This window comes from Vibrio sp. 704 (assembly GCF_033339295.1).
Genome location: NZ_JAWOUH010000009.1, coordinates 34,983 through 46,890 on the forward strand (window position 1 = coordinate 34,983; position 11,908 = coordinate 46,890).

The 11,908-nt window shown below is 44.1% G+C and carries 11 protein-coding genes; 5 read left to right on the top strand and 6 right to left on the bottom strand.

Annotated elements, in window-relative coordinates:
- Positions 1–137 precede the first annotated feature (137 nt).
- Positions 138–368: a PAS factor family protein gene (locus tag R7R24_RS13805; RefSeq protein WP_005375384.1), complete on the top strand. Its 231-nt coding sequence runs from the start codon at positions 138–140 to the stop codon at positions 366–368.
- 74 nt (positions 369–442) lie between these two features.
- Here R7R24_RS13805 and R7R24_RS13810 read toward each other — a convergent pair whose 3' ends face one another.
- On the bottom strand, positions 443–823 hold the full coding sequence (locus tag R7R24_RS13810; protein ID WP_054574449.1) for a carboxymuconolactone decarboxylase family protein: 381 nt from the start codon (positions 821–823) through the stop codon (positions 443–445).
- A 58-nt stretch (positions 824–881) separates the two neighbouring features.
- Positions 882–1,238 carry a MerR family transcriptional regulator gene (locus R7R24_RS13815; protein ID WP_005375386.1) on the bottom strand — a complete coding sequence of 119 codons (357 nt, stop codon included), beginning with the start codon at positions 1,236–1,238 and terminating at the stop codon, positions 882–884.
- A gap of 520 nt (positions 1,239–1,758) precedes the next feature.
- Here R7R24_RS13815 and R7R24_RS13820 point away from each other — a divergent pair.
- Positions 1,759–3,108, top strand: coding sequence for an alpha-amylase family protein (locus R7R24_RS13820; protein ID WP_017635250.1), 1,350 nt, complete (start codon positions 1,759–1,761; stop codon positions 3,106–3,108).
- Positions 3,109–3,216: 108 nt separating this feature from the next.
- Here the strand turns inward: R7R24_RS13820 and R7R24_RS13825 are convergent, their stop codons facing one another.
- Positions 3,217–3,510, bottom strand: a complete 294-nt coding sequence (locus R7R24_RS13825; protein WP_005375388.1) for an ArsR/SmtB family transcription factor — start codon at positions 3,508–3,510, stop codon at positions 3,217–3,219.
- A 245-nt stretch (positions 3,511–3,755) separates the two neighbouring features.
- Here R7R24_RS13825 and R7R24_RS13830 point away from each other — a divergent pair, with 245 nt between their 5' ends.
- On the top strand, positions 3,756–4,049 hold the full coding sequence (locus tag R7R24_RS13830; RefSeq protein WP_005375389.1) for a hypothetical protein: 294 nt from the start codon (positions 3,756–3,758) through the stop codon (positions 4,047–4,049).
- Between the two features lie 92 nt (positions 4,050–4,141).
- Here the strand turns inward: R7R24_RS13830 and R7R24_RS13835 are convergent, their stop codons facing one another.
- The 3 genes from R7R24_RS13835 to R7R24_RS13845 form a co-directional block, all read right to left on the bottom strand.
- The gene (locus tag R7R24_RS13835) at positions 4,142–6,106 is read right to left on the bottom strand and encodes a monovalent cation:proton antiporter-2 (CPA2) family protein (protein ID WP_005375390.1); all 1,965 of its coding nucleotides are present in this window, start codon (positions 6,104–6,106) and stop codon (positions 4,142–4,144) included.
- Positions 6,103–6,720, bottom strand: coding sequence for an NAD(P)H-dependent oxidoreductase (locus R7R24_RS13840; RefSeq protein ID WP_005375391.1), 618 nt, complete (start codon positions 6,718–6,720; stop codon positions 6,103–6,105). Before R7R24_RS13840 ends, R7R24_RS13835 begins: the two co-directional genes overlap by 4 nt.
- Before the next feature lie 166 nt (positions 6,721–6,886).
- Entirely contained in the window at positions 6,887–7,312 is a 426-nt protein-coding gene (locus tag R7R24_RS13845) for a universal stress protein (protein WP_005375398.1), read from the bottom strand.
- 445 nt (positions 7,313–7,757) lie between these two features.
- On the opposite strand from R7R24_RS13845, the gene R7R24_RS13850 reads away from it, so the two are divergent.
- Both R7R24_RS13850 and R7R24_RS13855 read left to right on the top strand, forming a co-directional pair.
- Positions 7,758–9,329, top strand: a complete 1,572-nt coding sequence (locus R7R24_RS13850) for an ATP-binding cassette domain-containing protein (RefSeq protein ID WP_054578669.1) — start codon at positions 7,758–7,760, stop codon at positions 9,327–9,329.
- Positions 9,330–9,535: 206 nt separating this feature from the next.
- Positions 9,536–11,695, top strand: a complete 2,160-nt coding sequence (locus R7R24_RS13855; RefSeq protein ID WP_054578670.1) for a prolyl oligopeptidase family serine peptidase — start codon at positions 9,536–9,538, stop codon at positions 11,693–11,695.
- Positions 11,696–11,908 lie beyond the last annotated feature (213 nt).

Consider the following 11,908-nt stretch of genomic DNA (forward strand, 5'->3'; position numbering starts at 1 on the left):
GCTTTAGGTTTGTATTGCAATTTACCGCGCACATAAACTTTTTTAGCGACGCGTTCTGTGACCTAGCTTCTGATTTGTGTTTCCCAAATGGATACAATATATATGCACCCCGTGCAATAAAGTGAAAAGGGAAAGACATGAAAACGCTTATTTATGAAACGTTGATTAGCCTTGCTAACCAAGAACCAGAACAACATGCAAGAATCCGACAAAATCTCTATGAACAGTTGGATCTGCCGTTCGATAAGCAGCTGGCTTTGTATTCTTGTGCCCTTGGTCCTGCAAGTTCAGGCAAGTTGGAGAGCAGTCAAGGCATTAACAACGCGGTAGATTGCGCGGTTAAACTGCTTGAAACTCCTGAGCGCTAATTCACTCGTTGTTTTAATCACGGCCCGAACCCCAAGGGCCGTTTTTAATTGCGGTTAAATTGATTTCAACGTCGTTATTGCTCTGCTCTTTCCGCTAGCACTTCTTTGAATGCAAACATGCCGTTTAATGCCGCGGGAAACCCTGCGTAGACGGACATCTGCAAAATGATCTCTTTAATCTCATCCTCGCTACAGCCTACATTCAGCGCTGCATTTAAGTGCACTTTTAGTTGCGGCGCGCAATTCCCCATAGCCGTTAGCGCGGCGACGGTTGCGATTTCTCTCGATTTTAGGTCTAAGCCCGGGCGAGCATAAATATCGCCAAACGGATACTCAATGGTGTACTGAGCTAAATCTGGACAAATATCTTGTAAGGTTTCGATGACATTATGACCAGCGTCGCCATCAATTTGAGAGAGTAGTTCTAATCCTTTGTTAAAGCGTGATTGTTCCATCGGTATGTTCCTAGTGAATAAACGTAAACACACCTTAATCGTTAGAGTTAACTCTAAGTCAACGAACTTTTCCGCTTTTATACAAGGCAATTTTTTCTTCTAGAGCCGATAAGTGCTTTTTCTGTTGCTCAATGTGGCGTTTGAGGTTTTCTTGGTGTTGTTCTAACAGGGCTTGACGTTGTGGTACAGATTGAGAGCCGACTTCCCTTAATTTGGCATATTCTAGAATCTCTTCAAGTGGCATTGCAGTTTCTTTTAAACGTTTAACAAAGCTTATCCAGTTTAGATCTTTCGAACTATACATTCGATGTCCACTCGCGTTTCTATGGACATGTTTAAGTAAACCGATTTTTTCATAGTATCGAAGTGTATGAGCAGATAGCCCGACGAGGTCAGAAAATTCTTTGATATTCATTATTATCCTCCAAGGTAGAGCATACCCCATAGAGATAAGCTAAGTTTCGCATTTTGAAGTCATTTCGGGACAGATACAAACAGAAATCTTTAGTCTTTTAACGCTAGGTATGGTGATTTACTGGATTTTTGAAACGCGCCAAACGTGATCCACCTGCCAGTTTCGTTTTATTAACAATTGATTACTCAACGGGTTGGCTTGGCTATTTTTATCCTTTGGGCCTATTTTAGGGCGTACGTAGGTCTTATGTTGCATCTTTTTTGATTGATGTTTTTGCCAATAAAAACAATATTTTAGGTTTGTGTTGGGCTATTTGGGTTGTATGTTGTGTGCCCGTTATTCACTCAGAACGATTTATCGCTGTGCAATGGATGAGTTGCTACGCCTTCGATTTCAGCCTTGAGTTAGTGCTAAAAGGGTGAGTGCCTCTGATGAATAGCTTTTATAATTTCGATTATTGAATTCACTCACAAAAAAATGCAAACAAGTAATCGTGAGTGGAAACGAGCAGGAGAACAACATGAGTGGCTCACAGGAAACACAATCATTCGGTGCAAACGTTATCTTACATGCGTTTGATTGGAAGTATGCTGACATTGCCCAACGAGCAAAAGAAATCCGCGAGCTTGGTTATGGCTCTGTGTTGGTTTCGCCACCAATGAAAAGCGCACACGATGAGCGCTGGTGGCAGCGTTATCAACCACAGGATTATCGTGTTATCGATAATGCCTTGGGTGATACCAAAGATTTTATTCATATGGTTCGTGAACTGGAGCAAGTTGGTGTGTGGGTTTATGCCGACGTAGTGTTTAACCATATGGCAAATGAGGCCCACCTTCGCAGAGACCTTCAGTACCCAAGACAAGAGGTCTTGGAGGAATACCAGAACAACAAACAGAAATATCAGTCGCTAGCGTTGTTTGGCGATCTATCTCAACCACTTTTTGATGAAGAGGACTTTGTTGAAGCATTCGGCATCAAAGACTGGAAAGATAAGTGGCAGGTTCAAAACGGACGTATCACAGGTGGGCCAACCGATCCTGGCTTGCCAACTCTTCGTGTTTGTGACCATGTTGTTGAGCAGCAGCGAGCGTACCTAAAGGCGCTGAAAGCTATTGGTGTGAAAGGTTTTCGTATTGACGCTGCGAAACACATGACGTTAGAGCATCTTAAGCGTGTTTGGACAGACGACATCACGCGGGATGTGCATATATTTGGTGAAATTATTACCGATGGCGGTGCGACGGAAGAAGAGTATCAGCTGTTTCTTGAGCCGTATCTACAGGAAACTCGCCTAGGTGCGTACGATTTCCCTTTGTTCTCAACCATGTTTAAGGCGTTTGCTAAAAAGGGCAGCTTCAAGTCTCTGATTGATCCCTATTGTTTTGGTCAGGCTCTGTCTCCCGGTCGTGCGATTACATTTGCTATCACACATGATATTCCTAACAATGATGTCTTTCTTGATCTCATCATGGACGAGGAAAACGAATGGTTAGCTTATGCCTATATTCTAGGCCGAGATGGTGGTGTGCCGTTGATTTATACCGACTTAAACACCAGCGGTATTAAAGGTAAAAATGGTCAGCCAAGATGGCAAGGTGCATGGAGCGATCCGAGAATGGCAAAAATGATCCAGTTCCATAATATGACGCATGGCGAGCCGATGAGTGTTCTTGAAGGTAACGATGACATGCTCGTACTTAAGCGAGGTGACAAAGGTATTGTGGTGCTTAATAAATCACAGCGTCAACAGTCTTTGACATTAAAAATCGATGGTAATTGGGTTGATTTGATGACAGAACAAATCATTCCAACTGACGGTAAGTTAATCGTACCATCTAAGTCGTCGATGTTACTCGTCGCGAAGTAGAAGATGTACACACCGAGGTTAGCAACTTCGGTGTGTATGTTTTTCATCGTCATTCACGTTCTGCTGAAGTTCAATATAAACTCAAACTCTCTCGTTTTTGCTAGAAATTTATGAGCACTCGTTAACGCAACATTCTGCTTTTAAAAAACCAATTACGTCATCTAAGCACTGATACTCTGCAACACAAAAAAGGGTTCTACCCTCACGGCGCTGGGTGAGAAGACCGGCTGAAGCAAGGCTCGAGATATGATGAGAGAGAGTGGATGCTGGAATGCCAAGCTTTTCTTGTACGCCGCCTACCGCGATACCTTTGTATCCCGCTTTGACGACTTCTTTGTAAATACTTAAACGAGTCGGATGCCCTAACTCTTTTAGTGCTTTAGCAACGGCTTCAAGCTCCATACTGACCTCTAAAGAATGACCACAGTAATTTTGTTTCGATAATAGGGAAAGTCTCGGTAAATGCCAACTATTACGATCTCAGAACAATTTAAATCAGATGAGATTCATGCTGGCTAATGCCTTCATGACAACAATTGTCTGTTCTAATGAGACAGATCAATCTTCATTATTATTTCACGCCACGTTCAAAATCCCTCGTCTACACTCAATGTTGAGTTGTCAGTTGGCAGACCAAGGAGGCGGCCATGATTGCGGTTCATAGAGATTATTGTTTGTCTAACAGTTCGGAGTTACATGCCCACGTTAAAGTCAACCCTGTTGGTAAATTAGAAGTTGAGATTGTTGAACTTCAAGAGCGCCACACCACAGAGTTTGATGATTTGTCTTTTGAGAGTCGTGGGTGTGAAACTCGAATCTGTGGTAAAGAAGACACAACTCCGTGGCAGTTCAATCTTGCAGTTACTGATGCGTTAGAGCTTTCTCATTTAGTGGAAGAAGCAAACGAAGAGTATGAGATTTTAATGAATGATCTTATGTAATATCGAGAAGATCATTTTATCCTGCACGGCGTGTGGCTCTGTACTGAAAAAATAAAAACCTACCAAGCGGGAGGTTTTTAATATGGAGTGCGTTATCGTTGGATAGGCTCTTCTCTTGGTGGTGTTAGCTCTTGGACGTTATCTTCATTAAAGTCATCTGCGTAACCTTTAGGTGGCGGTGTCCAACCACGTTCTGACCGCGATAGTTTGTCATGACGATCTTTTTGCATCTCTTCCGCCATTTTCTCCTCTAACTGAATAAACAGTTGTCGGAAATTGTTGTCATAGCGTTCACCTTCAGAATCATCTTCCCAAGCTTTGTAAAGTATTTCTGACTTACGTGCTTCAACACGCTTATATGTCGCCTTCTGTTGTTCAACAAAGAAGGGGTGAATGCCAAGGGCTTTCATTGTGTGACCGCCCATCTCCAATGCAGAATGGTAGGTCTCTGATTCAATAATATCAGCCCCCGCTTGACGCAAAAGATAGCCATGTCCACGGTCAAAGGCACGTGCAATCACTGTTACTTTTGGGTACGTGTGCTTAACGTACTTCACCAGTTCTACACTCGATTCTTGGTTATCAATCGCCACAACCAACGCAGCGGCGTGCTCAATGCCGGCTGTATGTAGCATATCTGGTCGAGTCGCGTCGCCAAAATAGGCGCGAGTGCCAATCTGGCGCATGTTATCGACTTGGTCAGATTGATGGTCAAGTACCACGGTAGTCACGCCGTTTGATACCAATAGGCGATTCACTATTTGTCCAAAGCGGCCGATGCCGGCGATGATCACCGTGCCTGTTTCCTCAATCGTATCGCTTTCGCGTTCATTTGACTGGCTTTCAAAGCGCGGCAGAATCACTCTATCAAACAGAATAAACAAACCTGGTGTCAGGAACATCGAAATCGCAACCACTAACGCAAGAGTTTGTGAGAGTTCAAATGGGATGACGTGGTTTTGCACTGAAAAGCTTAGAAGCACAAAGCCGAATTCACCTGCTTGAGCCAAGCTTAGGGTAAACAGCCAGCGGTTGCTGCCTTTCACCCTAAATATCAGTGCAAGAATAAACAGCACCAAGGCTTTCAAAACCATCACGCCAATGGTCAATGCCATGACCAACCAGAAATCACCAAAAAGGACCGAGAAGTTGATCCCTGCGCCAACGGTAATAAAGAACAGACCTAACAATAGACCTTTAAATGGTTCGATATTGGATTCTAACTCGTGGCGGAATTCACTGTTCGCCAATACAACGCCAGCCAAGAAGGTTCCTAAGGCAGGAGATAAGCCCACTAAACTCATCAGTGCAGCGATACCAATGACCAGCATGAGTGCAGTTGCGGTAAAGATTTCTCGCAAACCAGAGCTAGCCACATAATTGAGCAGAGGTCGACTTAAAAAGTGTCCACCAACGACGACGATTGCAATCGATGCTGTGATTACGATGCCGTATGCCCAGCCGGGCAACCCCGCAACGAGGCTTAATTCTTCATGGTGCGCTGCGGCTGTTTGAGCCGCGGACTGTGCCTGTTCAATTAATTCAGGTAAGGCCAATAGAGGAATGAACGCCAACATTGGTATCACTGCAATATCTTGAAAAAGCAACACGGAGAAAGCGTTTTGTCCACCTTCCGTCTTCGTTAATCCTTTTTCGCTAAAAGTTTGCAAAACAATCGCAGTAGAAGAGAGGGCGAAGATCAAACCTATGGCTAAGGCTATGGTCCAAGGCTGGTCAAAGTACAAGGCAATACCCATAATCGCCGCGACGGTACCACCGACTTGCAGACCTCCTAAACCCATTAAGCGATTGCGCATCGCCCACAACATTTTGGGTTCGAGCTCTAAACCGACGAGAAACAGCATCATCACCACGCCAAACTCGGCAAAGTGCTGGATTGTTGTTGTTTCTTCACCGACTAAACCGATAATTGGGCCAATGACCACACCTGCGATGAGATAGCCTAAAACGGACCCAAGTCCCAAACGCTTAGCAAGTGGGACTGCAATTACAGCAGCAATCAAATATACGAAGGCTTGTAAGAATATCCCTGTCATGAAGCCTCCTTAATGAGCTCTGGCAATGCGCTGTTAAGCTTGATTAATGACGCCGCAGCTTCAACATCCAACCTATCTTCGACTAAAGCTGTTAGCAGGCTCTTGTACCGCTCGACATGACGAGGGATTCGCCCTTCTTCATCTGCTGTACGTGCGCCAAACATCGCGAGAGGGGCAATGTAGTTCATGCCGGTCAGTGCGGACATTTGTTCAATAGGCGCAAGCAGTTGACGAATCGTAAAGTGGTTGTAGCCCTCTGCCTTATAAGCTTCTTCTTTACCCCCTGCAGACAGCACACAAAGCATGGTCTTACCTTGCAGTGCTGTGCCATCTGTACCGTAAGCAAAGCCATATTCCAAAACCAGATCTTGCCACTCTTTTAAAATCGCAGGCGTTGAATACCAATATAGTGGAAATTGGAAAATCACCACGTCATGCTCACGTAAGCGTTGCTGCTCACGGTCGATATTAATATCGAAACGAGGGTATTCGCCATAGAGATCAACACATGTCACGCCTTCAATTTTTTGAGCTTCTTTGAAAAGTGGAGTATTCACTTCTGAACGATGCTGGGAAGGATGAGCAAAGAGAATGAGTACTTTTTTATTTGCCATAGGGATCCTTGCTATCTAAATAACCATGCCCAGTAGGAGCGCGGGTTGGTTAGAAAATGTAACTCATAAATGATCGCCAAGCTAGTTTGGAAAACTGTTTAAGCTGTTTCAATATCAATAAAAAACCACCAAATAAATTGGTGGTTTTGGGAAGCGTTACGTTTTACTAATCATGAATAGGGACGACTAGAATATCCACCGGTGACTTGTTAATTAAGTGTCTGGAGTAAGAAATAATCTTGCTCCAGAAATCTTGGTGGTGACCACAAATCAGAAGATCCACTTCTTGCTCTTTAATGGTGACCTCTAATTTATCAGCCAAGTCGCCAGTACCTACGAAGAAATGTTTAAGTGGGTAATCCATGTAATCACTAAATGTTTTTAAACATTCCATTGAATGCTCATTCAACGGCCTTTGATCCGGGTTTTCTTTAATGTCTACAAGCTCACGATAGATTTCTCCGTGCGTACCATCAATATGAATAAAGGATATATCGGAGTCGAGATAGTTTGCCATTGATACCGCTCTGTCGATAAGCACGGTGCTTTCATCTGACAGTTCGAGTGCAACAAGGATATGTTTGTATTTCATAACCACGCCCTTATGTGGATTATCTTTACCCTAAGCATAGTATGGCTTGGATAAAAATTGTGTTGCTAAGATCTCGAAATTGTTCAAAGACTTGTTAAAAAGTTAATGTGATATAACAACTTATTGTGAAACTTTCTTTTTGTTCACATTTGGTTAGAAAGCTTGCTTTTTGAACAAAAAAGCGGCTACACTCTGCGCATCATTTCTCTAGGAGATTACGCCAACATGAAGAACTAAACCTGTCATCCATATTTTTACTTATTTTTTGGATCTGCAGGGTTAGTAGGCGTAGCTCACTTTCCGATATTTCTTTGCAACAAGACGACTTTTTGATTTGACGTATATCGTCGAGCTTTACATAGAGCTTAATGCGTTTGTGCACGCGTTTTGTTGCCATTTCAAATCATAGCTACGGCTGTTGTCCCTGTCATACAGGAGGCAAATTATGCCAGTTTTACAAGCTTTTAATGTTAGCCATCAGTTTGATAATGGCGATACGCTATTCCAGTCTATTTCTTGTTCCATGACTAAACGACGTGTTGGTTTGGTTGGGCGCAATGGCATCGGCAAGTCGCTTTTGGCTTCCATTTTAGCGGGAGAAATTCAGCCTGCCAGCGGTGTTGTGACTGCTCCCTCTTCTTTCATGATGTATCGCCAGCAGCCGTCTGATCTGCTTTCAGGTCAGCAATCGATCGCCCAATTTCTAGGAACAGACTCGGCCTTACATGCTTTGAAGCAGATTGAACAAGGTGATGTTTCTGAGCATTGGTTCGAACTGGTTGGCGAACAGTGGGATATTGAACTGAAACTCAAACAGCAGCTTGCTGCGATGGGCTTGCCGCAAGACCCTGACTTCTCTTGTGCTCGGCTCAGTGGTGGTCAGTTGGCACGTTTGCAGTTATGGCAGTTGTTTGAAAACGAAACGGAGCTTTTGATTCTCGATGAACCATCCAATCACCTCGATACCGAGGCGAAACAATGGTTGATAGAGTCTATGACGCATTTCAGCGGTGCGATTTTACTCATCAGTCACGATCGTGAGCTGCTGCGAGAGATGGAGGAAATTTGGGAGCTATCGGGCCTAGGTTTACAGGCTTTTGGTGGAAATTACGATGTGTACGCCGAGAAAAAACGCACTGAACTGCAAGCGGTTGAGAGGCAGTTAGCGCAAGTCGATAAACAGAAAAAACGGTTAGCCGAGCAAGCCCAGAAAAATCGCGAAAAAGCAGACCAACGCGCCGCGCAAGGGAACAAACTGCGCAAAGACGGCAGTCAGCCCAAAATTTTGCTTGATGGAAAAAAGGATAGCGCGACCGCCAGCGCTTCAAATCGCAATAAGAATGAGCAACTCAGACAAGCGCATTTACAAGCCAAAGAACAGGCGTTGCAATCGCGACATGAGCAACTCAAGGCGCAAAAGCTTTATCTTACAGATAATCCGAACCGTTCGCGAAAAGTGTTGTCGATACAAGAAGGTATATTACCTTTTGGGAATTCTACGCCTATCACGTTGCAGATTTTTGCGAACGACAAAGTCCATCTCAAAGGGAGAAATGGCTGCGGAAAATCAACCTTGTTAAAGACGTTGCTTGGCGAGTTATCGTTGCAGAGTGGTGAGTTGCAAGTGAATACGCCTTTGTACTATCTCGACCAACATTTTGGTGCAGTGAATCCAAATCTTTCGTTACTTGAGAACGTAATGGAGAGCTGCCAAGAGATGACGGAAAGTGAAGCGAGGACCTTATTGGCCGGGATCGGTTTTCGTCGAGATGCTGTGTTTCGATTGGGGCGCCTACTGAGCGGTGGCGAGAAGATGAAGCTCGCGATGCTGATAGTCAGCAACCAAAATTCTCAGCCTTTGCTGCTGCTTGATGAACCAGATAACCATCTCGACCTCGAGTCAAAAATAATGCTTAGTCAGGCGTTAAATGTATACAAAGGTGGATTTGTTCTGATTAGTCACGACCAAGATTTCGCTTCTGAGTCTGGGGTTTTGCGCCAAATCGAGCTGACTTAGACGAAAGAGAGTAAACGCCATCGTGGCTCTTCAGTATTGTTCCCAAGTTCTACACTTCCACTTACTAGTTTGTAGAACTGGAAGAAAATGAGGGAGTTAGGATGGCTTTCACAACTCGTTTAATGAAATTAGATTCATTTTGTCGATATATAGTAGAGTTCTGATGTATTGCACAAAAAGACAACAGAAAAATAAAAAGGAATTTCATGAAAAAGAACACCCTAGCACTCACAACGGCTCTCGCACTCGGAAGTGTGTTGTCTGTGGCGTATGCCAATGAAGCGGCGCAATCGTCGGTTGAACAGGTAACCCCGAAAACCATCACGTATCCAACCACACAAAAAGTGGATGTTGTCGATGACTACTTTGGTACAAAAGTGAGTGATCCTTATCGCTGGTTGGAAGACGATCTCAGCCCAGAAACCGCAGGATGGGTTAAGGCACAAAATGCAGTGACGTTTGATTATCTGGCGAAAATCCCTTACCGCGAGCAGATTGAAGAGCGCATTACTAAGCTCATGGATTACGAAAAACAAAGCCAGCCGTTCAAAGAGGGTAAGTTCACTTACTTCTACAAAAATGACGGGTTACAAAACCAAGACGTGCTTTATCGGCAGCTAGGTGATGGTGAAGCAGAAATTTTCCTCGATCCAAATACTTTTAGTGAAGATGGCACCACATCGTTAGCGGGAGTGAGCTTTTCACGAGATGGATCTTTGGTTGCATACAGCATTTCGGAAGGCGGTAGCGATTGGCGCAAAGTCATTGTGTTAGACACAGAAACCAAAAAGCCCGTCGGTGAAACGCTGGTGGATATTAAGTTCAGTGGCATCAGTTGGCTCGGCAATCAAGGCTTCTATTACTCAAGTTATGACAAGCCAAAAGGGAGTGAACTTTCCGCGAAGACAGACCAACACAAGCTCTACTTTCATAAACTAGGGACGAAACAAAGTGAAGACCAATTAATTTTCGGTGGTGTAAAGGACGAAAAGTATCGCTACGTTGGGGGTTACACGTCGGAAGATGAACGCTACTTGTTTATCTCAGCCAGCGTATCGACGTCGGGCAACAAACTGTTCTTCAAAGACCTGAGTAAGCCAAATAGCCCGCTGAAAACCATTTTAGATAACACCAGTTCTGATACTTGGGTGATAGACAACCAAGGCACGAAACTGTACTTGGTTACGAACCTTAATGCACCGAACAAACGCGTCGTGACGGTGGATGCAAGTCAGCCGCAGCCCAAAAACTGGAAAGATTTGATTCCTGAAACAAAGAACGTGTTACGTGTTTCTACCGCGGGTGGCAATTTGTTTGCGAGCTATATTGTTGATGCGATCTCGATGGTGAAGCAATACGACATGAACGGCAAACTCATCCGAGAAATCAAATTGCCTGATATTGGCAGCGCATACGGTTTCTCGGGTAAAAAAGATGAAACCGAAGTCTACTATTCTTTCACCAACTACAAGATGCCAAGCACTACCTATCGTCTGAACATCAAAGATGGTGATAGCGAGGTGTACTACAAATCTAAAGCGCCATTTGATCCCGCTTTGTATGACTCTCGCCAGGTGTTTTACACCTCAAAAGACGGAACAAAAGTGCCGATGATCATCACCTATAAAAAAGGGACACCGATGGACGGCAGTGCACCAACCATCCTATATGGTTATGGCGGTTTCAACATTAGCCTCACGCCATCTTTTAGCCCGACACGTGCGGCTTGGTTAGAGCTTGGTGGTGTTTACGCGGTAGCGAACATTCGTGGTGGTGGGGAATATGGCAAAGAGTGGCACAACGCTGGCATTCAAATGCAAAAGCAAAATGTGTTTGATGACTTTATTGCTGCGGCTGAATTCCTAATTGATGAAAAGGTAACGTCATCAAACAAGTTAGCCATTAACGGTGGATCGAATGGTGGCTTGTTAGTGGGGGCCGTTATGACGCAACGTCCAGAGCTGTTTAAAGTGGCGCTGCCAGCAGTCGGCGTACTGGATATGCTGCGTTACCATACTTTTACCGCAGGTGCTGGTTGGGCGTATGACTACGGCACGGCAGAGCAAAGTAAAGAGATGTTCCAATATCTGAAAGATTATTCGCCAGTGCACAATGTAAAGGCGGGGGTGGAATACCCAGCAACATTGATTACAACCGGTGATCATGATGACCGTGTTGTTCCTGCTCACTCATACAAATTTGCTGCTGAATTGCAATCGAAGCAAGCGGGTTCAAATCCGACCTTAATTCGCATCGAAACCAATGCAGGACATGGTGCAGGCACACCAACGCGTAAAATAATTGAGACAAATGCAGATATTTATAGTTTTGCACTGTTCAATATGGGAATAGAGAAACTGCAATAGTGCGAATTGTTTGCGTTTTAGTTATCGAAATGCATCGGCGCTTTATCGCTCGATAATAAAAAGGGAATCACAGAGAGTGATTCCCTTTTTATTTATTATAGGGCTACTATTCTAATCTGATGCGAGGCTAATCAAACTAAGGTTTTTTAAATTATTATAATGTTCTAATTAATCTGAAGAGTGTTGTACGATCGAAATGAAACATTGATCGCG